Source organism: Vannielia litorea (genome assembly GCF_900142295.1).
Classification (GTDB): domain Bacteria; phylum Pseudomonadota; class Alphaproteobacteria; order Rhodobacterales; family Rhodobacteraceae; genus Vannielia; species Vannielia litorea.
On sequence record NZ_FSRL01000001.1, the window covers coordinates 1,606,042 to 1,631,535 of the forward strand.

The following is a 25,494-nucleotide window of genomic DNA, read 5'->3' on the forward strand; positions in this document are numbered from 1 at the left end:
CCGCCCCGAGGGGCCAAGGGTGACGTGAGAGACAGACTGTTTGCCGCATGCCGCCGCGTCTTGCGCGGGGTCCGGCTTTGGGCTCTAACCGCGCCATGACCACCGCCGAAACCTCTCCCGCAGCCGATGACAGCAAGGCCCGCCGCAACGTTGCGGTGCTGGTCGCCGCCCAGGCCATCCTGGGCAGCCAGATGCCCATGATCTTCACCATCGGCGGGCTGGCGGGGCAGTCGCTGGCGCCCAACATCTGCTTCGCCACCCTGCCGATCTCGCTGATCGTTCTGGGCTCGATGCTCTCGGCCACGCCGCTCTCGGCGCTGATGCAGCGCTACGGGCGGCGCGCGGGCTTCTGGGCGGGCACGCTGGGCGGGGCCATCGGCGGCGCGATCGGCGCCTGGGGCCTCTACACCCAGAACTTCTACCTCTTCCTGCTCGGCTCGCTCTTCACCGGCATCTACATGTCGGCCCAGGGCTTCTACCGCTTCGCCGCCGCCGACACCGCCTCCGATGCCTTCCGGCCCAAGGCGATCAGCTACGTCATGGCCGGCGGCCTCGCCTCGGCCATCCTCGGCCCGCAGATCGTGAAGCTGACGGCCCAGGCCTATGTGATCCCCTTCCTTGGCACATATGCCGCCGTCATCGCGGTGAACGTGCTGGGCTCGCTGCTGTTTCTCTTCATCGACATCCCGCGCCCGCCGGTGCCGCCACACGACGCGCCGCGCGGCCGCAGCCGGATGGAGCTGCTGAGGACCCCGCGCATCGCCGTGGCGGTGATCTGCGGCATGGTCAGCTACGCGCTGATGAACCTGGTGATGACCTCCACGCCGCTCGCCGTCGTGGGCTGCGGCTTCGACACCGGCGACGCCGCCGATGTCGTCACCGCCCACGTGCTGGCGATGTTCGCGCCCTCCTTCTTCACCGGTCACCTGATCGCCCGCTTCGGGGTGGAAAAAATCATGGCCACCGGCCTCGTGATCCTCGCCGGCGCCGGGGCCGTGGGCCTCTCGGGCGTGGACCTCGAGCAGTTCTTCGTGGCGCTGGTGCTGCTGGGGCTCGGCTGGAACTTCGGCTTCATCGGCGCCACCTCGATGCTGGCAGGCGCCCATGCGCCGCACGAGCGCGGCCGGATGCAGGGCCTCAACGATCTCATCGTCTTCGGCGGCGTCACCGTGGCCTCGCTGGCCTCGGGCGGGCTGATGAACTGCTCCGGCGGCAGCGCCCAGGCGGGCTGGACCGCGGTGAACCTCGCCATGGCGCCCTTCCTCGCACTGGCAGGCGGCGCGCTGATCTGGCTGGTGCTGCGCCCGAAAGAGGCCTGACCGAGGCGCCGCATCGCCGGCGATGAGCGGCCGTACCGCAGGCAAGGCCCCGAAGAGCCGCCCTCAAGAGAAAAGGCCCGCCCCGAGGGACGGACCTTTCCCGGAGAGACCCGGGCCACCACGCCTCCGGGTTCTCCTGCCGGGTGAGGGGAAAGGGTTATACGCCGCTCACCGGCTGTCCGGAAATCCGCAGGATGGCGGGGAGGCCCCAGGCGGGGTCATCCACCCTGTCGTCTTCGGTCAGCATGCCGCTGGCCAGCTCGTCCTCGGGCGTCCAGCCCGGATCGGCGTTGACGAAGGCCCGGGGATCGCCCTTCAGCAGGCCCGCGAAGACCGCCGCCACGATGGTCGAGCCAAGGCGGCCCAGCCGCTCGCCGGCCTGCCCTTCGGCCTCCTTCAGGATGTAGTACCACAGCGCCGCGGGCTCGCCCTCGGCAAGGTTCACGGTGACCGGCACGTTGAGCTTGGCCGCCACGTCCGGGCCGGAGGGCAACTCCAGCGCCACACCCCGGATCAGGTTGCGCGCCGCCAGCCGGTTGGCCACCGCGCCGGGATTGCCGTCGTCCTCGCCGAGGAACAGCAGCGCATTGGCCAGCTTGGTGTCGATCTTGCGCGCCCGCTGCGGAAAGAAATCGGCCTGATTGCCCATGTCGAAGAACCAGTCCCACTGCACCGTCGTGACCGGCGTGCGGGGCCGGAACCCGCGCAGGTCGGGCTCGCCCGCGCCACCGGGGCCGGCGGTGGTGTTGTTGAACAGCGGCACCCGCTTGAGCTGGTTGTGGGTGAAGTTGGTCTGGTAGCCGTTGCGCACCATGGAATGTCCGAACCGGTAGGCCGCGACCGAGAACTCCAGCGGCATGAAGGGGTTGTACTCCCAGGAGTAGACGTCCTTCAGCCCGAGTTGCCACTGCACCCGGCCATCCTTGCCCTCGTCCTTCTGCAGCGCGGTATCGACCACCGTATCGACGCAGATGCGGCGAATGAAGTCGTTCCAGACGCAGTGCTGGTAGAGCCAGGTCAGCACCCGGCGCGCCTCCATGAAGGGGTCCGCCGCGCCTGCGGCCAGGGCCCGGTCGACCAGGGTGTTGTGCGCGCTCAGAAAGGCCAGCTGGATCTGGCTGACGATCGCGTTCTCGTCGTTGCGCATGTCGCCGATGATCGCGCGGCCCAGCGGGTTGCGCGGCAGGTCCGCGAGCCCGGTGCCCGCGATCTCGCCGATCAGGAACTTGGCGCCATCGTACATGTAGGGCTGGTCATGCGGGCCGGAGCCGTAGACGCAATCGAGATCGAGCCGCGGTGTCCGGAAGTTCTCGAGCCCCTCGGGGTCGGTCACCTCCACCCCCAGCGGGGTCGGGTCGAAGGTGATGTCATGGTCGACGAACTGGCCGAAGTAGGTGTAGCCGACCGGGATCGAGGAGCTGAACTCGGCCTCCAGCTCGTCGGTGATCGCATTGGCCTCGTCGGGCGTGAGGCCGGGGCGCTCCACCATGTGCTCGGCGGCGAAGGCGGCGAAATGCGCCTCGATCTGGTCGGGCGGCACGCCCGGCGGGGTCCAGGGGGTGAGCCCGGGGCAGATCCGGCCGAACCGGCCCTTGTAGAGTTTCGAGCGCGGCGCGAAGGCGGGGCGGGCGGGGCCTTTGGCATGTGACATTGCTGTAGTCCTCCTGTGACGGGCCACGCACGGGCGCAGCCTTGCTGGGGTGCGACGCCGGGCCTCGTGTCGGGGGGAAAACGGCTCTGCCCTGGGGCAGGCGAGGCCCTCTGCCCGGCGCCTGCGACGAGGAGTGCGCCCGGCTTGCCCTTGCGGCAACTTGAGCTGGAACACATTCACGCGGATGCACCGGAGCATTCACGCCACCGTCACGAAAGCCCCGGCCCGACCTCCGCGCTTTGTCGGAATTGCCTGGCCGTGCTAAGCTCGCCCGGCAACCCGGAGGCCCTCTAACCCGAAGGTATGACGACCATGAAAACCAAGACTGCCCTGGCCGCCCTCGCGCTGGCCTTCGCCCCCGTCCTCGCCCACGCCGAATGTGCCTCGAAGCACGAGGTCACGATGTCCTGCGCCGAGGGCACGGTCTGGGACGAGAAGACCTCGAGCTGCATCACGCCCACCGGCTGATGCGCCTCCCGCGGCGCGGCTGACTCCGCACCGCCGGTAACCCCGCCTTAATCCTCCCGCGCCTACTGTGGACAAGACGTTCATTGAGCAAGGCGCGAGGCGCTGATGTCCACTTCCCTCTCCCCGCTTCCCGGCGGGCTCGGTGATTTTGGCACCGGATCCGGCGGTGCGCCCTCGAGCGGCGGCCTGCCCGCGCGGGCCGGGGCCAGCGGCGGCAGTCGCGCTCTTGGCGCCAGGCTCACCCGCCGCCAGAAGGTCGCCATCCTCGTCCGCCTCATGGTCAACGGCGGCGCCAGGCTGCCGCTCGCCGACTGGCCCGACGGCATGCAGACCGCGCTGACCGAGGCCATGGGCCAGCTCCGGATGGTCGATCATGACACGCTCTCCGAGGTGATCGAGGAGTTCGAGCAGGAGCTCGACCGCGTGGCGCTCTGCTTTCCCGGCGCGATGGCCGGCGCGCTGGGCCTGCTCGACGGGCACATCTCGCCGCTCACCGCCGCCCGTTTGCGCCGCGAGGCCGGCGTGGCCGCCAGGGGCGACCCCTGGGAGCGGATATCGGGGCTCGACGCCGCCAGGCTGCTGCCGGTTCTGGAGGAGGAGAGCGTGGAGGTCGGCGCCGTGGTGCTGTCCAAGCTGCCCACCGGCAAGGCCGCCGAGGTGCTGGGCAAGCTGCCCGGCGAGAAGGCCCGGCGCATCACCCACGCCATGTCGCGCACCGGCAAGGTCGCGCCCGAGACGGTCGCGCGCATCGGCATCACCCTGTCGGCCCAGTTCGATGCCCAGCCCGTCACCGCCTTCCAGAGCGGCCCGGTCGAGCGGGTCGCCGCCGTGCTCAACTTCTCGCCCTCCGCCACCCGCGACGATGTTCTCAAGGGCCTGGAGGAGGAGGATGCCGAATTTGCCGAGGAGGTGAAGAAGGCGATCTTCACCTTCGCCAACATCGCCGACCGTCTGGCCGCCCGCGACATCCCCAAGATCACCCGCGGCATCGACCAGGCCGTGCTTGTCACCGCGCTGGCCGCCGCCAGCGGCGCCGCCGAGCGCTCCCGCGACCACATCCTCGACAACATGTCCAAGCGCATGGCCGAGAGCCTGCGCGAGGAGATGGCCGAGAAGGGCAAGGTCAAGGAGAAGGACGGGGAAGAGGCCATGACTGCCGTCGTGGCCGAGATCCGCCGGCTCGAGGCCGAGGGCGAGATCATCCTGCTCTCCCCCGACGAGGAGCCGTGATCGCGCAGGCGGCCGCCCTGCCCCGGCGCCCCTGCCCGGCCGCTCCCGCCGCGCCGTCACGCCGCCCGGCTCTTCCCTTCCCGCCGCCTCGCCGCTAACCCTGTTCCACCACCGGGGAGAGCGCCGCATGGCCGCCACTGAGAACGACGCACCGCAGGGCACGGCAGCCGACTGGCTGACCGACAAGCTCCTGCGCGGCTTCATCGGCGGCGCCCGCCTGCTGCCCTATGCCACCCGCATCCCCGCCTTCGGCAAGCTCACCCGCAGCGTCATCGGGCCGCTGGCGGGCTACGGCAAGCGCGCCCAGGCCAACCTCGCCTATGTCTGGCCCGACATGGACGCCCCGGCCCGCGCCTCGCTGGCCGCGCGCGTCTGCGAAAACGCAGGCCGGGTGCTAATGGAGAACTACTCCAACCCCGAGTTCTTTGCCCGCGCCTCGACCTTCCCCCTCTCCGGCCCGGGCCTGCCCGCGCTGCAAGAGGCACGCGCCAGCGGCCGCCCGGTGATCGCGGTGACCGGCCATTTCGGCAACTACGAGGCCGCACGGGCCAAGCTCAACACCAGCGGCTACCACTTCGGCGGGCTCTACCGGCCCATGGCCAATGCCTTCTTCAACCAGCACTACGTGGAGACGATGGAGGCCGTGGGCCGCCCCGTGTTTCCGCAGGGCCGCGCCGGCACCATGGCCTTCATCCGCCACCTCAAGGCCGGCGGCATGCTCATCATCCTGCACGATGTCCACGCCTGGCGCGGCGAGGTGATCGACTTCCTGGGCCGCCCCGCCCGCACCGCCACCTCCGCCGCCGACATGTCGCTGCGCTACGATGCGCTGATGGTGCCGATCTACGCCACCCGGCTGAACGGCGGGCTCGATTACGCCATCGAGATCGAGGCGCCGATCCCCCATTCCGACGCCCGCGCCATGACCGAGGCCGCCACCCGCAGTCTCGAAGACCGGATCGAGGCCAACCCCGAGCAATGGTTCTGGATCCACCGCCGCTGGAAGGTCGGACGCTGAGGCGCGGAACATCCCGGCGCCTGCCACGTTGAGGTGCTCACCATCAACAGGAGGCATCCCGACATGATCAAGCGCAAGGCATCGGCCCATTGGAGCGGAAACATCAAGGACGGCAAGGGCACCGTCAGCACCGGCTCGGGCGCTCTCTCCGACCAGCCCTACGGCTTCAACACCCGCTTCGAGGACGCCCCCGGCACCAACCCCGAGGAGCTGATCGGCGCCGCCCACGCAGGCTGCTTCACCATGGCGCTCTCCAAGGTGCTGGTCGACCAGACCGGCCAGGAGGCCGAGGCACTCGACACCACCGCCACCGTCCACCTGGACAAGGAGGGCGAGGGGTTCGCCGTCAAGCGCGTGCACCTCGCGCTGAAGGGCCGCGTGCCCGGCATCGACGAGGCCGCCTTCATGAAGGCCGCCGAAACCGCCAAGGCCAACTGCCCGATCTCCAAGCTGCTCCAGGGCGGCGCGGAGATCACGCTGGAGGCGCAGTTCGAAGGCTAGAGGTAGAGCCCCACGAGCCAGGCGATCGCCGCCAGCCAGGCCACGCCCAGCACCCGCCCCGCGAAGAGGCAGGCGCGGGTCTGGCCGGGGGCGAGCAGGCTCTGCTGCACGGTGAGCAGGGCGGGGATGCCGAAGAAGAAGGCAAAGGCGAGGCCGAAGAGCACGGCCTCCATCCCGCCGCCCTCGCTCAGGTGCAGGCTCGAGGCGCCAAGCGCGGCTCCAAAGATCAGCGCGGCGCAGGAAAGCGCGGCGCGGCCTGCGATCGGGCGCCACCGGGGCGCGCAACCTTGCGGGTGAGGATCGGTGATATGCATCGGGGCAGCTCCGAAGGGATTTGGCACAAAAGGTCTTGGTCTTCGTTCAATGGCCCCAAGATGGGCAGGCCCCGCCGGGCCTGCAACGCCGCCACGCCGGGATTCACGTTACCGACACCGGATTCACGCCTGCCTTTCCCTGCGCGGCTTCGCGCTCCATATATGTGCCAATGCTGAAGCTCACCCCCATCCTCCTCGCCGTGCTCTACGGTCTCGTCCTGTGGCGTTTCTCGGCCTGGCGGCTCGCCCGCCAGCTCGACGACCAGAGCACGCCCCTCGACGACCCGGCGCTGCTCAAGCTGACCGACCGCATGGCCCGCGCCCTCGACCTGCCCCGGCTGAAGGTCCACATCTTCGAGACCCCGGCGATCAATGGCCTCGCCGCGCCCGACGGGCGCATCTTCATCACCCGTGGCTTTCACGCCGCCCTGAAGCAGGGCACCGTCACCGAGCAGGAGCTGGCCTCGGTCATCGCCCACGAGCTCGGTCACGTGGCGCTGGGGCATTCGCGCCGCCGGATGATCGACTTTTCCGGGCAGAACGCCCTGCGGGTGGGGCTCGCCATGGTGCTCAACCGGGTTCTGCCCGGCATCGGCGCCGCCATCGCCACCGGCCTCACCTCCATGCTCATGGCGCGGCTCTCGCGGGCCGACGAGTTCGAGGCCGATGCCTATGCCTCCGCCCTGCTCACCAAGGCCGGCATCGGCACCGGCCCTCAGAAGGCGCTCTTCGCCAAGCTCGACAAACTCACCGGGGCCGGCGGCGCAAAGGTGCCTGCCTGGTTCATGAGCCACCCGCCCGCCGCCCGGCGGATCGCGGCGATCGAGGCCAACGAGGCGAAATGGGGCACCGGCAGCTGACGCCACCCTGCCCGTTTTCTTGCCGAGACTATCCCGGGGGAGCGGGGGCTGGCCTCCACTCCGTCCGCGCCGAAACGCCAAGCGTCAGACGCAGGCGCAACCTCCCGCAGCGCGGGGGCTGTCCCTAGGTCCTCGCGCCCGCCAAGGCCTTGCCCAGGCGCGGCAGCCGCGCCTTCTTCAGCAGCGCCCGCATCTCCCACCCCTCGCCCGAAAGCCGCTCCGCCTCGGCGCGGACGGCCTCCGCCACAGCTGCCATCCGGGGCCGGTCGGCCTCGGCGAAGCCCAGCAGCAGGTTGTCGGGATCGGCCCGCATGAGGCCCTCCTCGGCCAGCACGTTGCGCGGAAAGTCCTTGGCGTTGGCGGTCACGATCCCGTCGGCCGAGCAGGCCACGGCGCAGGCCAGCACATGCACATCCGCCGGGTCGGGCAGCCAGAGCCGCGCCTCCAGCCCCGGCTCCACCTTCACCTCCGCCCGTGGCCAGGCCGCCCGCAGCAGGGCGATCTCGCCCTCTGCCTGCACGCCCTCGCCGGGCCCCCGCTTCAGCGCCGCGCGGCGCCACTCCTCCAGAATCCGGGCCGACCATTGCGGCTCGAAGAACCCCGCCTTCGCCGCGCCCATGAGCAGCTCCCGCATCACCGTGGGGTAGAGCACGCAGGCGTCGAGGCACAGTCTCACAGCCCGTGCCTCACGGCAGCAGCCGGTAGGTCAGTGCCTTCAGGTAGCCCGATTCCGCGAGCTGCGGCAGGGTCGGATGGTCTGCCGCGGCGTAGCCCGTGCGCAAGAGCTGCGCCGCGCGTCCTGCCCGCCCGATGCCCCGCGCGCAGGCATTGCCGAACTTGGCCACATCGGCGGCATGCGAGCAGGAGCAGAGCGTGAGGTAGCCGCCCGGCGCCACCAGCGGCGCGGCAAGGCGCGCCACCCGCTCATAGGCCCGAAGCCCCTGCGTCAGGGCCTTCTTGGAGGGGGCAAAGGCCGGCGGATCGCAGATCACCACGTCAAACTGCGCCCCCTCGGCTCCGAGCGCCTCGAGCACGGCAAAGGCATCGCCCTTCCGGGTCTCGAACCTCTCCGCCATGCCGCCGGCCTCGGCGCCGGCCTGGGCCAGCGTCAGCGCGGGCTCCGAGCCATCGACGGCCAGGGCCGAAACGGCCCCGCCCGCCAGCGCCGCGAGGGCAAAGCCGCCCACGTGGCTGAACACGTCGAGCACCCGCGCGCCCTTGGCCAGCCCGGCGGTGAAGGCGTGGTTGTCGCGCTGGTCGTAGAAGAGCCCGGTCTTCTGCCCGCCCATCAGGTCGGCCATGTAGGTCGCCCCGTTCATCGGCACCGGCACCGGCGCCTCGGGGGCTGTGCCGCAGGCCACCTCGAGCCCCTCGCCCAGCCCCTCGAATTTCCGCGCCCGGCCCATGCCGTTGAGGATGACCGTGCGCGCGCGGGTCACCTGCACCGCGGCCTCCGCCAGCATCGCGGAGCGGGCATCGGCCCAGGCCGCGTTGGGCTGCACCACCAGGATGTCGCCGAAACGGTCGATCACCACCCCCGGCAGGCCATCGGCCTCGGCATGGACAAGCCGGTAGAACGGCGCGGCGTAGAGCCGCTCGCGCAGCGCCAGTGCGGCCTGCAACCGCGCTGCAAACCACGCTTCGTCGATCCTGGCTGTCAGGTCCCGATCGAGCACCCGCGCCGCGATCCGGCTCTCGGGGGTCACCGCCACCAGGGCCAGCGGGCTGCGCTCGGCATCCTCCAGCACCGCCACGCTGCCGGCGGGCAGCGCCTTGGTGCGACGGTCGAGCACCAGCGCATCGGAATAGACCCAGGGGCTGCCATGGCGCAGGGCGCGGGCATCGGCACCGGGTTTCAGACGGACGGTCGGAAGAAGGTCGGCATCACTCATGAGCCTGACCTACCCGGTCAGGCCCCTGCCGAAAAGAGCCGTCAGCGAAAGCTGCCGGTCGACCACAGAGTCGTGGTGTCAAGCTGGCGCACCGGCGTGGTGCCGGTGGGCGCCTGCGCGCAGGCGGCCAGCGTGGCAAAGGCCATCGCAATCAGGGAAATCTTCGTCTTCATCATCGGTTTTATCCTTTGAGGCCCAACGCAGAGCCCTATCTGCTCGATCCCTTTATACGTCAAATGACCGCAATCAGGGAGTATGGTGCATTTTCGCAGGTATTGCCTGCCTCAGGGTAACCTGCATGCAACACCGGCGGTTTTCCGCTTCCGCCGGTGCCGTTTGCCTCGGGTCAGCCCGCCGTCGGATGGGCCGAAAGCTCATTGGTGAAGGTGTTGGCCAGATGTTGCGTGATACGGGCCTTCTGCCCCCACCCCTTGGCCTCCATCGCCACCGCCTTGGTGCCGCCGTAGGCCTTCAGGTCGGCGGTGATCACCCGGCTTTCCAGCTCTTCGCCGGTTTTCGGGTCGACCATGGTCATGCGGAACTTGATCGAATGCACCCCGCCCACGGTGTAGCGGGTCTTCTCGGTGAGCGAATGGAAGCGCAGAACCTCGATTTCCACGTCCACCGGCTTGCCCCTGGTCAGGCGCACGCCGCCCCGGCCCAAGGCCTCCTCGAAGATCGCCTGCACCTGTTTGTGCCGGTCACCGGGCGCGTCGCCGCGCCAGACGATATCGGCGTTGGGGTAATAGGTGTTGGCCTCCGACACGCGCAGCGAGAGCGGCACATCCACGCGGATATCGTGGATCTGGTAGCCCTGCAGGGAGGGCGCGGGCTTGGCAGCCGCCTCCGGGGTGGCCAGTTGGGCGGTGCCGAGCGGCGCCGAACGGGTCGCCACGGGCACGCTGGATTTCACGGCGCAGCCGGCCACGGACAGGACGGTCAGCGCGAGGGCGGCGGTATGGGTCAGCTTGTTCATTCTCTCAATCCTCCGGGCCGATTGCCGGCTCCTGATCTGCTCATGCCCGCAGGGAACGCTGCAAATGCGGCGAGAATTGGAAGATTTTAGGTGAATTGTTCGCACATCCGCGACAATCGCCCCCTGTGGCCCAAAAGGCGCGATCAGCCCGGGTCGCCCACCAGGATGAAGGGGGCCCAATAGGCCGGATGGCTCCACTTCGGGGTCTGCATCAGAGCCAGCGCGGCCTGCCGCTGCGCCTCCGCCGCCGAGAGCGCCGGATCGGCCGCGCGGCGGGCGAAGATATCGGTCATCAGCGCCACCGCGCTCTGGCTTTCCACCGGCCAGTGGCTCACCAGCAGCGCCCGCGCCCCGGCGTAGAAAAACCCCTGCGCCAGCCCCGAGAGCGCCTCTGCCCCCGGCTTGCCGCCCACCGCGGTGTTGCAGGCCGAGAGCACCACCCAATCGGCGTTCAGCTTCAGCTGCGCGATCTCCGACACCTTCAGAAATCCGTCCTCCCCCTCGCCCGGCGTCAGGGCCAGGGCGGATTCGTCGAGCACGTCGCCCTCGACCGCATCGCCGCTGACCAGCCCGTGCGTGGCAAAGTAGAGCACCCGGAAGCGATCGAGCGCCCGGCCCTTCAGCCCCGCCTCGCTGGCCTCCGCCCCCTCCAGCACCGCGCCCGCCCCGGCCCGGACCGCATCGGCCACCGAATGCACCTCGCCCGCCGTCTCCGGCAAGGGCGCGAGGCCCGACCGGAGCTGCGCTGCGCGGGCGTTGCCGGCGGCCGCCTCCACCCCGTAATCGGGGTTGGCGAGGCCCAGAAACGGCTCCGGCGCCCGGCCCACTTCCGCGCCCAGGGCGGTGATCTGCAACGAGAGCACCGAGGGGATCACCGTCACCGCATGGTGCCGCAACAGCCAGTCGGCCTCGGCCAGGTCGCCCTCTGGCAGGCTGCGCAACAGCAGCTGCGGCGGCAGCGACGAGAGCGCCCCGCGCAGCTCGACATAGATGTGGCTCACCCCCTCCAGCGCCGGCGCCACCTGCCCGAAGGTCAGCGCATAGAGCTCGGCGGCCGCCTCCGTGTCGAACTCCTCGGGCGCCGCGCCGGTGGCCGCCTTCAGCGACAGCGCGGCGCGCACTCCGATCTTCAGCTCGATACCCTCGCGCACCCGCTCGACCAGGGCCGCAAGCTGCGGCTGGTCGGCCGGGATCGGCGCCCAGGCGGCGCTCTCGGGGGTCACCACCACGATCCGGCTGCTGCCCCAGGCGCGGGTGGTAACATCGACGATCACCACCGCCTCGCCCGGCTTGAGACTCTCGCGCACCTCCTGCGCCGAGGCAGCCATGCCCTCTTTCAGCCCGTTCATCCACGGATCGCGCCCCGAGAGCTCGGCCTGCCGCGCCTCGATCTCGGCCAGGGTCGCGGCCAGCTCGGCCTGAAGCGCCGCTTCCGCCGCCGGGTCACGCTCGTCGAGCGGCAGGCCCGAATGGTCGAGCAGCGCGGCCTGCAACGTGTTGCGGCGCCGGAGGCTGTCGGTATAGGACCGCGCCGCCTCGCCCGCGCCCTCGCGGGCCAGCGCAAGCCTCTGGCGCAGCATCAGCGTGCTGGTGGAGGCGACCGAGAGGTAGCTGGCCTGCACCGCCCGAAAGGCCTCTTCCGCCGAACTGACCGCGGTCATCTTTCCGCTCGTCTCGGCGGCGGCCAGGGCGTCGAACCACGGCCCCGACATGGCGGTGCCGATCTCGCCCGACCAGCGCGCCAGCTCCAGCGCCCGCTCCCAGCGGTTCTCCTCCATCGCCAGCGTCGCAGCCCAGGTCAGCGGCTCCGACAGCGCGGGGTGACTGCGCCCCAGCACCTCCTCCATGTTGGCGATCGCCAGGTCGAGCAGGTGCACGCCCAGCTGGTAATACTGGCTCCCCGGCCCTTCCCGGGTGAGAACCAGCGCGATCATCGCGTTGTATTCGCTCACCTGCCGGCTCTTCGGCCCGTAGATCTCCTCGGCCAGCTGCACCCCGTCGAAGAGCACCTCGCCCGCGACACTTAGATACCCCATTCGCCCCGCCAGCTTGCCCATCAGGTAGTTGATCCGCACCAGGTCGGGGTGGCGCGGCCCGAAGGCCTCCCGCGTGGCGGGCAGGCTCTCGGCATAGAGCATGATCGCCTCGTCGTGGCGCCCCAGCTGCTCGGCCATACGCGCGGCATGCACCGTCACCACCGCCCGGTGCTTGCGCGCGCGGCCGTCGTCATGGGCGGCCAGCCCGTCCTTCACCGCGATGAACTCGGCCAGCGCCAGCTCGTATTCGCCGGTCCGCTCCATCAGACCGGCCACGTTGTAGCGAAAGAACAGCGTCGTCACCGCCTGCGCGCCCCAGTGGCCCCTGGCAAACTCGTAGGCCTCCAGCGCAAAGGGCATCGCCTCGCCCGCCCGCCGCGCGTTCGAGAGCGCCATGGCCAGGTTCATCCGCGCGCGCTGCGCCTCGGGATGGTCGCGCCCGTGGTGCTCCACCCAGTCGTCGAGCAGGGCGGCATAGGCCTCTATCGGCTCGGTCCCGAGGCGCGCCCGGCTCGAGGCCATCGCGGCCCGGTTCTGAAGCGCCTCCACGCTGAACGCGCCGAAGGCCTCCACAAGCCTCGGATGCAGCGCCTCGACAAAGGCCAGCGCCTCCTCGTAGCGCCCTTCGCCGAAGAGCCTGTCGCCCTCCAGCACTGCCTCGCGCAACGCCTCGGGCGTGTCCTGCGCGGCGGCAGGCGTGGAAAGCGCGAGCACCAGGCCGAGAAGCAGCGCCGTCACCAGCCCTGTCCTCCGGGATGGAGGGCGGTTGCCCGTCAGGCCGGGGGTCATGTGCCGTCTTGCGCCCCCGGCGGCCGCGCATAAAACCAGCCAATGAGCGAGCATGAAGTATCGCATGGCTTGAAATATCCGGGCCCCGCGCTGCATGGTCAAAGGAAATCGCGTGACAAATCGCGTCATGCCACGGTCGGTTTGCTCCGTTAGCGCTAACACGCTATGCTGCGGCCAGCCAGAATCGCCACCAGACCGAAAGGCCGCAGCCCGTGCCGCTCAACCCCACCATCGCCGCCGTCACCGACCGTATCATCGCCCGCTCGGCCGAGGCGCGTGGCGCCTACCTGGAGCGGATCGGAAAGGCCGCCGAGGCCGGCCCCGTCCGGGCCCATCTGAGCTGCGGCAACCAGGCCCATGCCTACGCCGCGATGGGCGCCGACCAGTCCGCGCTGGCCACCGGCAATGCCCCCAACATCGGCATCGTCACCGCCTACAACGACATGCTCTCGGCTCATCAGCCCTTCGAGCGCTTCCCTGCCCTGATCCGCGAGGCGGCCCGCGCCAAGGGCGCCACCGCCCAGGTGGCGGGCGGGGTTCCGGCCATGTGCGACGGCGTCACCCAGGGCCAGCCCGGCATGGAGCTCTCGCTCTTCTCGCGCGACGTGATCGCCCTCGCCGCCGGGGTCTCGCTCAGCCACAACTGCTTCGATACCTCGATCTACCTTGGCGTCTGCGACAAGATCGTGCCGGGCCTCATCATCGCCGCCGCCACCTTCGGCCATATCCCCGCGGTCTTCCTGCCCGCCGGCCCCATGCCCTCCGGCCTGCCGAACGACGAAAAGTCGAAGGTTCGCCAGCAGTTCGCCGCCGGCGAGATCGGCCGCGACAAGCTTATGGAGGCCGAGATGGCCTCCTATCACGGGCCGGGCACCTGCACCTTCTACGGCACCGCCAACACCAACCAGATGCTGATGGAGTTCATGGGCCTGCACCTGCCCGGCTCCTCCTTCGTCAACCCCAACACCCCGCTGCGCGACGCGCTCACCGTCGCGGGCACCGAGCGCGCGCTCGAGATCACCGCGCAGGGCAACGATTATCGCCCGGCCGGCCAGGTGCTCGACGAAAAGGCCTTCGTCAACGGCATCGTCGGCCTCATGGCCACCGGCGGCTCGACCAATCTCATCCTGCACCTGCCCGCCATGGCGCGGGCGGCGGGCGTGCTCCTCGATCTGCAGGATTTCTCCGACATCTCCGAGACCGTGCCGCTGATGGCCAAGGTCTATCCCAACGGCCTGGCCGACGTGAACCACTTCCACGCCGCGGGCGGGCTGCAATACCTCATCCGCCAGCTGCTCTCGGCGGGGCTGCTGCACAACGACACGCTCACCGTTGCGGGCGAGGGCCTGGGCTCCTACACCGAGGAGCCCAAGCTGATCGACGGCAAGCTCACCTGGCAGCCCTCCGCCGAGGAAAGCCAGAATGACAGGATCCTCCGCCCCGCCTCCGACCCTTTCCAAAGGACCGGCGGTTTGAAGGAGCTGAAAGGCTCGATGGGCAGGGGCGTGATGAAGGTCTCCGCCGTCGCCCCCGAGCGTCAGGTGATCGAGGCCAAGGCCCGCGTGTTCCACGACCAGAACGACGTGAAGAAGGCCTTCCAGGCCGGTGAGTTCACCGAGGATACCGTGGTGATCGTCCGCTTCCAGGGCCCCAAGGCCAACGGCATGCCCGAGCTGCACAGCCTCACCCCGCCGCTCGCCGTGCTTCAGGATCGCGGGTTGAAGGTCGCCCTGGTGACCGATGGCCGCATGTCCGGCGCCTCGGGCAAGGTGCCCGCCGCCATCCACGTCACCCCCGAGGCCGCAATGGGCGGCCCCATCGGCAAGGTGCAGGACGGCGATCTCGTCCGCGTCGACGCCGTGGCCGGCACGCTCGACATCCTGGCCGAAGGCTGGGAGGCGCGCACGCCCGCCAGCCCCGATCTTTCGCGCAACAAGCACGGCATCGGCCGTGAGCTTTTCGAGGCCTTCCGCCAGACCGTCGGTGCATCCGACGAGGGCGCGGCCGTCGTCGTCTGACAACCCAAGGAGCCATAGATGACCCCCGCCGAAGCCTCCCTGAAAACCAAGGAAATCTGCGCCCTTGCGCCCGTCGTGCCCGTGCTGGTGGTCGATGAGCTGGCCCATGCCGCGCCTCTCGCCACGGCCCTCGTGGCCGGTGGCCTGCCCGCGCTCGAGGTCACGCTGCGCACCCCCGCCGCACTCGACGTGATCCGCGCCATGTCCGAGGTCGAGGGCGGCGTCGTCGGCGCAGGCACCCTGCTCACCTCGGCAGACGTGAAGGCCGCCGTGAAGGCCGGCGCCAGGTTCGGCGTCAGCCCGGGCGCCACCGACACCCTGCTGAAGGCCTGCGAAGACGAGGGCCTGCCGCTGCTGCCCGGCGCCGCCACCGCCACCGAGGCCATGGCCCTGCTGGAGCGCGGCTATACCGCGATGAAGTTCTTCCCCGCCGAGGCCTCCGGCGGCGCGCCCGCGCTCAAGGCCATCGGCGCGCCGATCCCGCAGATCAGCTTCTGCCCCACCGGAGGCGTGAGCCTGAAGAACGCCAACGACTACCTGAGCCTGCCCAACGTCATGTGCGTCGGCGGCTCCTGGGTCGCGCCCGGTGACAAGGTGCAATCCGGCGACTGGGAGGGCATCACCGCGCTCGCCCGCGAGGCGGCCGCCCTCCCGCGCTGATCCCGGCTCAGAGGAGCCGCTGCAACAGGGCGGGCGAAGGCTCGCCCGTCACCGGCAGGCCGTTGGCCTGCTGGTAGGCCCGGATCGCCGCGGCCGTCTTGTTGCCCAGCACCCCATCCGGCGTGCCCGCATCGTAGCCCGCCCGGTTGAGGCCCTCCTGAAGCGCCATGCGCTGCTTCTGGGTCAGCCCGTATCGGTCCGGCCCGAACTCCGCCTGCAAGCCGCCGCGCCCGGCGATCCGGTCGCTGAGGTAACCCACCGCCAGCGCGTAGTTGTCGGAGTTGTTGTAGCGCTTGATGACGTTGAAGTTGTGCCCCACCGCAAAGCGCGGCCCGCCCGGATCGGGCTGGAGCCCGCCGCTCGACACCTCGCTGCCCCAGCGCTCGCCGCGCCGCCAGCCGTTGCGCGCCAGATAGGCCGCCGTCGAGGCCAGGGCGTCGCTCGGGTCTTCGCCCCAGATGTCGCGGCGCCCGTCGCCGGTGAAATCCACCGCGAAGAGCTGAAAGCTGGTGGGGATGAACTGGGTGTGCCCCATCGCGCCCGCCCAGCTGCCCACCATCCGCTCCGGCGTCGTGTCGCCCGCCTGCAGGATCTTCAGCGCCGCGATCAGCTGGCTCTCGAAGAAGGCCCCGCGCCGCCCCTCATAGGCCAGCGTGGCGCAGGCCGAGATCACCGGGATATCGCCACGCCGCGTGCCATAGGTGCTCTCGACGCCCCAGATCGCACAGCACACCTCCGCCGGCACGCCATATTTGGCCTCGATGGCATTGAGCCGCCCGCGCTGGCTGGCAAAGGCCGCGCGGCCCATCTCCACCTTCTTCTCGCTGGCCACCAGCGACAGGTAATCTTCGAAACTGCGCTTGAACTCCGCCTGGTTCCGGTCGCGCTCGATCACGCCGGGAAGAAAGCCCGCCCGCGCAAAGGCCCGGTCCACCACGCCCTGGCTCACGCCCGCGCTCACCGCCCTGGGCTTGAAGTTCGCCACCCAGGCGTCGAACCCGGCATTGGCCACCGGCCGCATCGCCGGGTCGGGGGCGGAAGGCGCCACGGCGTCAAAGCCGCCCGGCCCGCCGCAGGCGGCCAGAAGGCCCGTCGCCGCCGTCGAAATCAGAAATCCGCGCCTGTTGAGCACTGCTCGCATCATCGGGTGTCTCCCCGTTTGTGAACTGCTTCGTTGCTGCCGAACCTAGCCGATCCCGCGCGCCGCCCCAAGGGCCAAGCGCAGACCCGCGCGGCGCACCGCCGTCGGGCGGGCCAAACCCGCGCTTCAGCCCATCCAGGGCGCCCTGCGCTTGTCGAAGAAGGCGGCGATCCCTTCGCCCGCCTCGGCGCTCTCCCAGCGCCGCACCAGCGCCGCGACGCTGGCCTCGACCTCCGCCTCCGAGGGCGCCGCGCCCAGCCGCAGCGCCAGCGCCTTGGCCTCGGCCACCGCGCCGGGGGCACAATCGAGGTAGGGCCGCACCTGCCGCTCCACCGCCGCATCCAGCGCCTCCTCGGGCACCGCCTCGGCCACCACGCCGAGCCGCACCGCCTCGGCCGCCCCGAAGATCCGCGCGCTCATGAACACCCGCCGCGCCATCGCCTCGCCCATCCGTGCCAGCACATAGGGGCCGATCGTGGCCGGAATCAGCCCCAGCCGGGTCTCGGTAAAGCCGAACTTCGCGCCCTCGGCGGCCACCGCCAGGTCGCAGACGCAGGCCATGCCGACGCCGCCACCGAAGGCATTGCCGTGGATGCGCCCGATCACCGGCTTGGGGCAGGCGTTCACCGCGCCGAGCATCTCCGCCAGCCGCCAGGCCTCGGCGGCCCGCGTCTCGCCATCGGCGGCCATCTGCTCCTGCATCCAGCCCAGGTCGCCGCCCGCGCAAAAGCTCTTGCCCTCGCCCGCCAGCACCACGACCCGCACGGCCTCATCCGCGCCCAATCGTTCGATCGCGGCGTGGATCTCGTCGATCAGCTCCGCCGAGAGCGCGTTGTGCTTCTCTGCCCGCGTGAGCCAGAGCGTGACCACGCCGCGCGCATCCCTGTCGATCCTGACCAGGCTCATTCCGCCCTCCCTGCCCGCATCGCCCGCGCCATCTCCGCCGCCTCCTGCAGCACGCCCATGTCGAGGCCGGTCTCGTAGCCCAGCTCCGCCAGCCGCGCCGCCACCGCCTCGGTGGCCACGTTGCCCGCCGCCCCCGGCGCATAGGGGCAGCCCCCGAGCCCTCCCACGGCGGCATCGAAGACCCGCAGGCCGCGGGCCAGCGCCACCTCGATGTTGTCCAGCGCGCGCCCGCCGGTGTCATGGAAATGCCCGGCCAGCCGCTCGGCGGGCACCTCGTTCAGCACCGCGCCCAGCATCGCGTCCACCCGCTCCGGCACGCCGCGCCCCAGCGTCTCGCCCAACGAAATCTCGGCGCAGCCCATCTTCAGCAGGACTCCCGCCACCTGCGCCACCGCACCCGGATCGACCTCGCCCTCGAAGGGGCAATCGGTCACCACCGAGACATAGCCCCGCACCGGCACCCCGTCGGCCTTTGCCGCCGCCAGCACCGGCTCGAAGCGCTCCAGGCTCTCCGCGACCGAGCAGTTGAGGTTGGCGCGGCTGAACCCCTCCGTCGCCGCCCCGAACACCGCCACCCCGTCGGCCCGCGCCGCGCGCGCCGCCTCGTAACCCTTCATGTTGGGCGTCAGCGCCCAGTAGCTCACCCGCTCCGACCGCGTGATCCCGGCCATCACCTCGCCCGAGGAGGCCATCTGCGGCACCCACCTGGGGCTGACGAAGCTCGCCGCCTCGATCCGGTCGAACCCGGCACGCGACAGGCAATCCACCAGCGCCACCTTCTCGCCCACGCCGATCACCGCCTTCTCGTTCTGCAACCCGTCGCGCGGGCCGACCTCGAAGATCTCCACCTTCACCATGGCGCGTAGAACTCCTCGCTGTAGAGCAACTCCGCCCCCTCCGGCGGCAATGAGGCCACGAAGCCCTGCCGCGACGACACCCGCGCCCACCAGTCCGCCAGCGCCGGAAAGGCCTCCAGCCGGGCAAACCGCTGGCCCATGTAAACCGCCTGCCCCACGGCGACATCCGCCGCCGAAAAGCCGCCCTCCAGCAGGTGCTCGCGCCCCTCGAGCCGGTCGTTCACCGCGCCGAGGCACTTGCTCAGCCGCGCCGCCTCGAGCTTCATCACCACCGGGCTGCGCATCGCGTCGTCGTAGAGCATGATGTGCTGTTGGGTGAGCGCGGCGAGATGCTGGCTGATGGTCTCGGCAAAATGCAGCCAGATCAGCCAGTCCGCCCGCTCCGAGTGGCCCGGCGCCCGGCCCAGCCCGGCCTCGGGGAAGCGCTCGCAGAGCAATTCCATGATTGCACCCGACTCCCACCAGACCTCGCCGTCGATCTCCAGCGCCGGCACCCGCCCGGCCGGGTTCAGCGCCAGGTAGCCCGGCGCCCGCAGCGACTTGTCGAAGGGATGCACCACCAGCTCGAAGTCGACGCCCAGCTCGTGCAGCAGCCAGAGCACCCGCATCGAGCGGGTCTGGTGGCAATGATGCAGCCGGATCATCGCGCCATCCCGCCGCGAAGACGCCTCGAAGGGCGGATGAGCGGCCCGGTCATGGCTGCGCCTCGATCCGCACGATCAGCGCCCCGGCCTCCAGCTGGTCGCCCGCCGCCACACCGAGCTCCGCCACCACACCGTCATGGGGCGCGCGCATCACATGCTCCATCTTCATCGCCTCCATCACCGCCAGCCGGTCGCCGGCCGTCACCGCATCGCCCTTGCGCACATGGATCGAGCGCACCACGCCCGGCATCGGGGCCATCACCGCCCCCTCGCCCGCCGCCTCGCCCGCCGTCTCCAGCGGGTCCGGCAGGGCAAAGACCATCGGCTCCGCGCCGAAGACATGCACCTTGCCGCCCACCACCTCGGCCCGCGCCAGAGCCGGGCGGCCGTCCAGCACCCACCCCTGCGCGCCGCGCCGCGCCTGCACCTCGGCCCCACCGATCGCCACCGCAAAGGCCCCGCCGCCGAGGGCCGACACCCGGCCTTCGATGCGGTCGGCGCCGCGCAGCAGCAGCACCGGCCAGCCGAGCGGCGTCCAGAGCGCAAAGCCCTCGCCCGGCCTGGCCTCGTTCAGCCCCAGCGCCTCCAGCGCGGCCAGCGCCAGCAGGTCCGGCGCCGCGCAAGGCGCCACCAACCCGTCGAGCTCGCGCGCGATCAGCCCGGTCTCCACCTCGCCGCTGCGAAAGCCCGCATGGTCGATCAGCCGCCCGAGGAAGCCGAGGTTGGTCACCACGCCCGCCACCTCCGTCTCCGCCAGCCCGCGCGCCAGCGCCGCCCGCGCCTCGTCGCGCGTGGCCCCCCAGCAGGTCAGCTTGGCGATCATCGGGTCGTAATGCGGGCTGATCGTGTCGCCCTCGCGCACCCCGGTATCCACCCGGCCCGGGCCAAAGCGCAGCCGCTCCAGCCGCCCGGTCGCGGGCAGAAAGCCCGCCGGCACGTCCTCGGCATAGAGCCGCGCCTCCATCGCGTGGCCGCTGATCGCAAGCTCCTCCTGCCGCATCGGCAACGGCTCGCCCGAGGCCACCCGCAGCTGCCATTCCACCAGGTCCACCCCGGTGATCGCCTCGCTCACCGGATGCTCCACCTGCAACCGCGTGTTCATCTCCATGAACCAGAAGCCATCCGGCCTGAGCCCGCCTGCGCCATCGACGATGAACTCCACCGTCCCCGCGCCCTTGTAGCCGATCGCCTCCGCCGCCCGCACGGCGGCGCTGCCCATGGCCTCGCGCACCGCCTCGGTCATCCCCGGCGCCGGGGCCTCCTCGATCACCTTCTGGTGCCGCCGCTGCAACGAGCAGTCGCGCTCGAAGAGATGCACCGCCCGCGCCCCGTCGCCGAAGACCTGCACCTCGATATGGCGCGGGTGCTCGATGTATTTCTCGATCAGCACATCGCCGTTGCCGAAGGCCCCCAGCGCCTCGACCCGCGCCGATTCCAGCGCATCCTCGAAGTCCTCCGCCCGCGTCACCAGCCGCATCCCCCGGCCGCCGCCGCCCGCGACCGCCTTGATCAGAACCGGGTAGCCGATCAGCGCCGCCTCGGCCTCCAGCCGCCCCGGGTCCTGCTCGGCCCCGTGGTAGCCCGGCACCACCGGCACGCCCGCCGCCTCCATCCGCGCCTTGGCGGCGTCCTTCAGCCCCATCGCCCGGATCGCCTCTGCCGACGGCCCGATGAAGGTCACGCCCGCGCGGTCCAGCGCCGCCACGAACTCCGGGTTCTCGCTGAGAAAGCCGTAGCCCGGATGCACCCCCTGCGCGCCGGTCTCCACCGCCGCCGCCACCACCTTGGAGATGTCGAGATAACTCAAGGCGGAGGCCGCCGGCCCGATGCACACGGCCTCGTCGGCCATCGCCACGTGCCGCGCGCCCGCGTCCGCCTCGGAGAAGACGGCCACCGTGCGCACCCCCAACCTGCGGCAGGTGTCGATCACCCGGCAGGCGATCTCGCCCCGGTTGGCGATCAGGATCTTGTCAAACATCGCTCCCGCCCTCCCCGGCGTCCCCGGCGAGATACCTGTGCCGGTAGATGAAGTTCGGCCGCTCCCCCGTCAGCAGGTAGAACCCCGCCGCCACCGCCGCCACGGCCTCACCCAGCGCCCAGAGTTGCCCGCCCCAGGCGCCCTTCATGCCGGTGGCGAAATCGACCAGGATCATCGCGCAGGCGGTGATCCCCATCCAGCCGCCCGGCGGCAGCCGGAAGAACAGCGCCGCCGCCGCGAGCAGGAAGAACACCACCTCGACCCCCATCCAGACCCCGCCGAAGACGAAGGTCCAGAGCACCAGCCGCCAGGCCGCCATCCCGAAGAGAAAGACCACCACCGCGTAGAGCGCCAGGTTCAGCCGCCCCTGCGGATGGGCCGCCACCATTTCGCCCGTCACATGCACCCAGCGCTGCCCGCTCACCGGGTCACGCGCCCCTGTGATGAACTGCCCCCTGGTTTCCTTGCGCTCGCTCATGCCTCGTCTCCGCTTCCACACCAGCCCGCGCGCCACCCACCTTCATAGGTCCGCGCCAGTCCGCGTGCGATCATCATTCTCGCCACCGGCTCGCCGTCGATGGTCATGCGCACGAGCACCCGCCCGTAGCGGTCCTTCTCACCCATCGGGGCGGCAATGCGCCAGCCGCTCCAGACGCGCCAGCGCAGGTATTGCGTCGCCATCCAGGCCCGCCCCGCCTCGCTCATGCACCGGGCGCTGATCTCGGGCGTGTCGAACCCGAGCAACCGCCCCGAAACCAGCCCCTCGCCGCGGCAGATCATCCGCACCGTGTCGCCGTCGATGATACCCACCACGCGGCACCCGTCGCGCGGTTTCACATAGGCCTGCGCCACGTCGACCACCGGTGCCAGCAGCACCGGGCCAAGCGCCAGCCCGGCCATCCAGAGCCGCCAGTTGCCGAGCCTCACCCGTCGCCGACCCCGCCGGCGCGGTCGCCCGAGCGATTCCAACCGCTTCAGCTGCCGCCTGCGCGCCCAATAGCCCATGCCGCCGCCTCACATCCGGAACACGCCAAAGCGTGTCTCCTCGATGGGCGCGTTCAGCGCCGCCCGCAGGCTGAGCGCCAGAACCTCGCGCGACTTTCGCGGGTCGATGATCCCGTCATCCCAGAGCCTCGCGCTCGCATAGAGCGGGTCGGACTGCTCCTCGAACTGGTCGAGCACCGGCTGCTTGAACGCCGCTTCCTCCTCGGCACTCCAGCACCCGCCGCCCCGCTCGATGGCGTCGCGTTTCACCGTGGCGAGCACGCCGGCCGCCTGCGCCCCGCCCATCACCGAGATCCGGCTCGTCGGCCAGGTCCAGAGGAACCGGGGGCTGTAGGCCCGGCCCGCCATGCCGTAATTGCCCGCGCCAAAGGAGCCGCCCACCAGCAGGGTGATCTTGGGCACGGCGGTGGTGGCCACGGCGGTCACCATCTTGGCTCCGTGCCGCGCGATGCCCTCGTTCTCGTATTTCCGGCCGACCATGAAGCCGGTGATGTTTTGCAGAAACACCAGCGGGATCTTTCGCTGCGAGCAGAGCTCCACGAAATGCGCGCCCTTCACCGCGCTCTCGCTGAACAGCACGCCGTTGTTGGCGATGATCCCCACGGGCATCCCCTCGACATGGGCAAAGCCGCAGACCAGCGTCTCGCCGTAGCGCGGCTTGAAGGCGTCGAAGCGCGAGCCGTCCACCACCCGCGCGATCACCTCGCGGATATCCCAGGGCTGGCGCGGATCGGCGGGCACGATGCCGAGAATCTCCTCGGGGTCGTAGAGCGGTGCCTCGGCAGACTGCAACATGGGCGACGCCCCGGCCTCGCCATAGCCGCGCAGCGAGCCCACCGCCTCCCGCGCCAGGGCCAGGGCATGGGCGTCATCCTCGGCCAGCATGTCGGCCACGCCGGAGAGGCGCGTATGCACGTCGCCCCCGCCCAGGTCTTCGGCGCTCACCACCTCGCCGGTCGCCGCCTTCACCAGCGGCGGCCCGGCCAGAAAGATCGTGCCCTGCTCCTTCACGATGATGCTCACGTCGCTCATCGCCGGCACATAGGCCCCGCCCGCCGTGCAAGAGCCCATCACCACCGCGATCTGCGCGATCCCCTTCGCGCTCATCTGCGCCTGGTTGTAGAAGATCCGGCCAAAGTGGTCGCGGTCGGGAAAGACCTCGTCCTGGTTCGGCAGGTTCGCCCCGCCCGAGTCCACCAGGTAGACGCAGGGCAGCCGGCAGGCCTCGGCGATCTCCTGGGCGCGCAGGTGCTTCTTCACCGACATCGGATAATAGGTGCCGCCCTTCACCGTGGCGTCATTGGCCAGCACCATCACCTCGCGGCCCTTCACCCGGCCGACCCCGGCGATCATGCCTGCCGCGGGCGCGTCGCCGCCATACATCCCGTGCGCCGCCGTGGCGCCCACCTCGAGAAACGGCGAGCCCGGGTCGAGCAGCCCCGCCACCCGGTCGCGCGGCAGCATCTTGCCCCGGCCCAGATGGCGCTCCCGCGCCCTCGCGCCGCCCCCCTCCGCCGCCGCCTCTGCCGCAGCCCGCGCGCGCGCCAGCGCGGCGTCCGACGCCGCCCGGTTGGCCGCGAAGTCCTCCGATTTCACAGAGAGATGTGACGTCAGGATCATGCCTCTTCCCCAGTCGAAAATTCCGGCGCCGGCAGGAGCTGCCGGTGCATCAACCACCTGAGCCTGAACCCGTAGCGCGCCGCCCGCGCCACGTCGGTCTGAAAGCTCGCGTTCACGCCCGCGCCGATCGCCGCACCCGCCAGCGGCACCACCTGCGCGGCCTTGCGCTTCAGAAGATCGGTACCCAGCCCGCGCGCCACCCGGTCCACCACCTTGTCGACCACCCAGTCGGCGCCCTTTTCCAGCACGTAGCGCACCTCGGGGGCCTGCAACTCGCGGGCCAGCTGGTTGACCTTGCCGAGGCTCTCCTTGCGCCCCTCCAGCCCGCGCACCGTGGCAAGCTCCAGCACCATGAGGCGAAACACCAGCTCCTCCTCGCCCTCGCCTTCGAAGCCGTAGCACTGGCCCGTGGCCCGCACCGTGCGTGCCGCGAGGCTGATGGTTGCCGGAATATCCAGCGTCATGCCCAGGCCCCCGAACCAGCCCGCCGCCCCGCCCGAGGCCGCGCCGGAGCCCGCCGCCCAGCCCTGCACCCGCAGCGCGACCACATCGCAGGCCGCGAGGTCGTTGGTGTCATGGGCCACCGCAGGCAGCGTCCACCCCGCGCCCCGGTCGGCCATCACCAGCGCCCGGCGCAGCATCCCCGGCGGCACCAGCCGCCGCAGCAGCCCGCCGAGCGGCGCGGTCGCCTTCTCGGCCCCGCGCCCGAGCCGCGAATAGCGCTTCTTCTCGTATTTCTCCTGCTCCGCCAGCGCAGCCGTCAGCGCCGCCTCGAAGCGGCGGTCACGGTCCGGAAGATCGCCCTTCTCGCTCACATCCCCTCCGCCTGCACCTGGAGCCAAAGCGCCTGCCGCCCGGTCTCCTGCATCAGGCAGGACAGCATCGCCGGCCCCTGCCCGGTGCCACCCGACCACTGCGAGCGCACGTAATCGCATTTGGCGTCGCGGAACACGATCCAGGCCCGCTGCATGTCGCGCAGCGTCTCCTCCGCCGACAGGTGCCCGTTCTGCGCCGTGGCCATCTCCACGTCAAACCCCTTCGCCCGCGCAATCGCCTCCCGGTAATGCTGGTTCAGCCGCGCGTCCCAATACTGCCACTCCGCATCGAGGCAGCCGTTCATCCCCGCGGTCGACTGCCCGCCCTCGGTGTTCTCCATGCAGGCATTCGCCGCCCAGCCGATGCATTGCTCGCGCGCGGCAAACTCCGGCCGCTGCTCCTCGCATTCCTCCGCCAGCAGCGGATCGAAGGCCAGTTCCTGCGCCGCCGCCGGGCTGGCCAGGGCCAGCAGAACAAGGATCCATCTCATTTCGCCGCCTCCTTCCGTGCCGCGATCAGCGCCTCGCCGGCGACCCTGAGCTTGCAGCCCGGGGCCGGCAAGCCGCCCGCGCAGGCCGCCTCGGCCCGCGCCAGCATCGCCGCTGCCAGGTGATCGGCGCAAGCCTCGTAGCTGCCTGCGTTCAGGCACTCGGCCAGTGCCGCCTCCACGCAGGCCCGGTCACTCTCGCCCGCCGCGAGGCAGGCGTCGAGCCGCGCCACGATGGCCTCGTATGTGCCGGGTTGCTTGGGTTTCACCTGCGCCTCCACGCTCGACGTCATCAGGAGGAGGGCCAC

26 protein-coding genes are annotated in these 25,494 nt (G+C 70.7%); 8 read left to right on the plus strand and 18 right to left on the minus strand.

The features are described 5' to 3' along the window. Window positions 1-95 precede the first annotated feature (95 nt). The gene (locus tag BUR94_RS07980) at window positions 96-1,319 is read left to right on the plus strand and encodes an MFS transporter (RefSeq protein ID WP_074255671.1); all 1,224 of its coding nucleotides are present in this window, start codon (window positions 96-98) and stop codon (window positions 1,317-1,319) included. 157 nt (window positions 1,320-1,476) lie between these two features. Here BUR94_RS07980 and BUR94_RS07985 read toward each other — a convergent pair whose 3' ends face one another. Further along, window positions 1,477-2,970, minus strand: coding sequence for a peroxidase family protein (locus BUR94_RS07985; protein ID WP_074255672.1), 1,494 nt, complete (start codon window positions 2,968-2,970; stop codon window positions 1,477-1,479). A gap of 312 nt (window positions 2,971-3,282) precedes the next feature. On the opposite strand from BUR94_RS07985, the gene BUR94_RS20435 reads away from it, so the two are divergent. The 4 genes from BUR94_RS20435 (at window position 3,283) to BUR94_RS08000 (ending at window position 6,187) form a co-directional block, all read left to right on the plus strand. Further along, the gene (locus BUR94_RS20435; RefSeq protein ID WP_175570435.1) at window positions 3,283-3,438 is read left to right on the plus strand and encodes a chitin-binding domain-containing protein; all 156 of its coding nucleotides are present in this window, start codon (window positions 3,283-3,285) and stop codon (window positions 3,436-3,438) included. 105 nt (window positions 3,439-3,543) lie between these two features. Beyond that, window positions 3,544-4,668: a flagellar motor switch protein FliG gene (locus BUR94_RS07990; RefSeq protein ID WP_084192955.1), complete on the plus strand. Its 1,125-nt coding sequence runs from the start codon at window positions 3,544-3,546 to the stop codon at window positions 4,666-4,668. Between the two features lie 127 nt (window positions 4,669-4,795). Then, window positions 4,796-5,686, plus strand: a complete 891-nt coding sequence (locus tag BUR94_RS07995) for a lysophospholipid acyltransferase family protein (RefSeq protein WP_074255673.1) — start codon at window positions 4,796-4,798, stop codon at window positions 5,684-5,686. Between the two features lie 63 nt (window positions 5,687-5,749). Beyond that, window positions 5,750-6,187, plus strand: coding sequence for an OsmC family protein (locus BUR94_RS08000; RefSeq protein ID WP_139301242.1), 438 nt, complete (start codon window positions 5,750-5,752; stop codon window positions 6,185-6,187). On the opposite strand, the gene BUR94_RS08005 is transcribed toward BUR94_RS08000, so the two are convergent. Beyond that, window positions 6,184-6,501 carry a hypothetical protein gene (locus BUR94_RS08005; RefSeq protein WP_074255674.1) on the minus strand — a complete coding sequence of 106 codons (318 nt, stop codon included), beginning with the start codon at window positions 6,499-6,501 and terminating at the stop codon, window positions 6,184-6,186. The two genes, BUR94_RS08000 and BUR94_RS08005, sit on opposite strands and share 4 nt — an antisense overlap. Window positions 6,502-6,671: 170 nt before the next feature. On the opposite strand from BUR94_RS08005, the gene BUR94_RS08010 reads away from it, so the two are divergent. Then, complete coding sequence (locus BUR94_RS08010; RefSeq protein WP_074255675.1) at window positions 6,672-7,361, plus strand: M48 family metallopeptidase; 690 nt, start codon at window positions 6,672-6,674, stop codon at window positions 7,359-7,361. 124 nt (window positions 7,362-7,485) lie between these two features. Here the strand turns inward: BUR94_RS08010 and BUR94_RS08015 are convergent, their stop codons facing one another. From BUR94_RS08015 to BUR94_RS08030, 5 genes are all read right to left on the minus strand, one after another. Beyond that, window positions 7,486-8,037, minus strand: a complete 552-nt coding sequence (locus BUR94_RS08015; protein ID WP_074255676.1) for an RSP_2648 family PIN domain-containing protein — start codon at window positions 8,035-8,037, stop codon at window positions 7,486-7,488. A gap of 10 nt (window positions 8,038-8,047) precedes the next feature. Continuing rightward, entirely contained in the window at window positions 8,048-9,253 is a 1,206-nt protein-coding gene (locus tag BUR94_RS08020; RefSeq protein WP_074255677.1) for an RSP_2647 family RNA methyltransferase, read from the minus strand. 41 nt (window positions 9,254-9,294) lie between these two features. Beyond that, window positions 9,295-9,429, minus strand: coding sequence for a hypothetical protein (locus BUR94_RS21050; protein WP_281249206.1), 135 nt, complete (start codon window positions 9,427-9,429; stop codon window positions 9,295-9,297). 170 nt (window positions 9,430-9,599) lie between these two features. Continuing rightward, a complete protein-coding gene (locus BUR94_RS08025) occupies window positions 9,600-10,229 on the minus strand; it encodes a DUF6778 family protein (protein ID WP_074255679.1) in 630 nt (209 codons plus the stop codon). 143 nt (window positions 10,230-10,372) lie between these two features. Beyond that, complete coding sequence (locus BUR94_RS08030) at window positions 10,373-13,003, minus strand: CHAT domain-containing tetratricopeptide repeat protein (RefSeq protein WP_074255680.1); 2,631 nt, start codon at window positions 13,001-13,003, stop codon at window positions 10,373-10,375. Window positions 13,004-13,266: 263 nt separating this feature from the next. Here BUR94_RS08030 and edd point away from each other — a divergent pair, with 263 nt between their 5' ends. Continuing rightward, window positions 13,267-15,072, plus strand: coding sequence for a phosphogluconate dehydratase (gene edd / locus BUR94_RS08035; protein ID WP_074255682.1), 1,806 nt, complete (start codon window positions 13,267-13,269; stop codon window positions 15,070-15,072). A gap of 18 nt (window positions 15,073-15,090) precedes the next feature. Next, on the plus strand, window positions 15,091-15,732 hold the full coding sequence (gene eda / locus BUR94_RS08040) for a bifunctional 4-hydroxy-2-oxoglutarate aldolase/2-dehydro-3-deoxy-phosphogluconate aldolase (RefSeq protein WP_074255683.1): 642 nt from the start codon (window positions 15,091-15,093) through the stop codon (window positions 15,730-15,732). A 7-nt stretch (window positions 15,733-15,739) separates the two neighbouring features. On the opposite strand, the gene BUR94_RS08045 is transcribed toward eda, so the two are convergent. The 11 genes from BUR94_RS08045 to BUR94_RS08095 form a co-directional block, all read right to left on the minus strand. Next, window positions 15,740-16,876 (minus strand): lytic murein transglycosylase, encoded by a 1,137-nt coding sequence (locus tag BUR94_RS08045; RefSeq protein ID WP_425445236.1) that lies wholly within the window; start codon window positions 16,874-16,876, stop codon window positions 15,740-15,742. A gap of 123 nt (window positions 16,877-16,999) precedes the next feature. Next, window positions 17,000-17,779 carry a crotonase/enoyl-CoA hydratase family protein gene (locus tag BUR94_RS08050; RefSeq protein WP_074255685.1) on the minus strand — a complete coding sequence of 260 codons (780 nt, stop codon included), beginning with the start codon at window positions 17,777-17,779 and terminating at the stop codon, window positions 17,000-17,002. Then, window positions 17,776-18,636, minus strand: coding sequence for a hydroxymethylglutaryl-CoA lyase (locus BUR94_RS08055; RefSeq protein ID WP_074255687.1), 861 nt, complete (start codon window positions 18,634-18,636; stop codon window positions 17,776-17,778). The genes BUR94_RS08050 and BUR94_RS08055 overlap by 4 nt, the downstream gene beginning before the upstream one ends. Then, entirely contained in the window at window positions 18,630-19,280 is a 651-nt protein-coding gene (locus BUR94_RS08060; protein WP_074255688.1) for a glutathione S-transferase family protein, read from the minus strand. The genes BUR94_RS08055 and BUR94_RS08060 overlap by 7 nt, the downstream gene beginning before the upstream one ends. Before the next feature lie 49 nt (window positions 19,281-19,329). Beyond that, window positions 19,330-21,258, minus strand: coding sequence for an acetyl-CoA carboxylase biotin carboxylase subunit (locus BUR94_RS08065; protein WP_074255690.1), 1,929 nt, complete (start codon window positions 21,256-21,258; stop codon window positions 19,330-19,332). Then, window positions 21,251-21,736: a hypothetical protein gene (locus BUR94_RS08070; RefSeq protein ID WP_074255692.1), complete on the minus strand. Its 486-nt coding sequence runs from the start codon at window positions 21,734-21,736 to the stop codon at window positions 21,251-21,253. The genes BUR94_RS08065 and BUR94_RS08070 overlap by 8 nt, the downstream gene beginning before the upstream one ends. Continuing rightward, on the minus strand, window positions 21,733-22,185 hold the full coding sequence (locus tag BUR94_RS08075) for a thermonuclease family protein (RefSeq protein ID WP_175570436.1): 453 nt from the start codon (window positions 22,183-22,185) through the stop codon (window positions 21,733-21,735). Before BUR94_RS08075 ends, BUR94_RS08070 begins: the two co-directional genes overlap by 4 nt. A gap of 87 nt (window positions 22,186-22,272) precedes the next feature. Then, window positions 22,273-23,883: a carboxyl transferase domain-containing protein gene (locus BUR94_RS08080; protein WP_074255695.1), complete on the minus strand. Its 1,611-nt coding sequence runs from the start codon at window positions 23,881-23,883 to the stop codon at window positions 22,273-22,275. After that, the gene (locus BUR94_RS08085) at window positions 23,880-24,698 is read right to left on the minus strand and encodes an EcsC family protein (RefSeq protein WP_074255696.1); all 819 of its coding nucleotides are present in this window, start codon (window positions 24,696-24,698) and stop codon (window positions 23,880-23,882) included. Before BUR94_RS08085 ends, BUR94_RS08080 begins: the two co-directional genes overlap by 4 nt. Further along, on the minus strand, window positions 24,695-25,189 hold the full coding sequence (locus tag BUR94_RS08090) for a lysozyme inhibitor LprI family protein (RefSeq protein ID WP_074255698.1): 495 nt from the start codon (window positions 25,187-25,189) through the stop codon (window positions 24,695-24,697). The genes BUR94_RS08085 and BUR94_RS08090 overlap by 4 nt, the downstream gene beginning before the upstream one ends. Beyond that, a complete protein-coding gene (locus BUR94_RS08095; RefSeq protein WP_074255700.1) occupies window positions 25,186-25,494 on the minus strand; it encodes a hypothetical protein in 309 nt (102 codons plus the stop codon). The genes BUR94_RS08090 and BUR94_RS08095 overlap by 4 nt, the downstream gene beginning before the upstream one ends.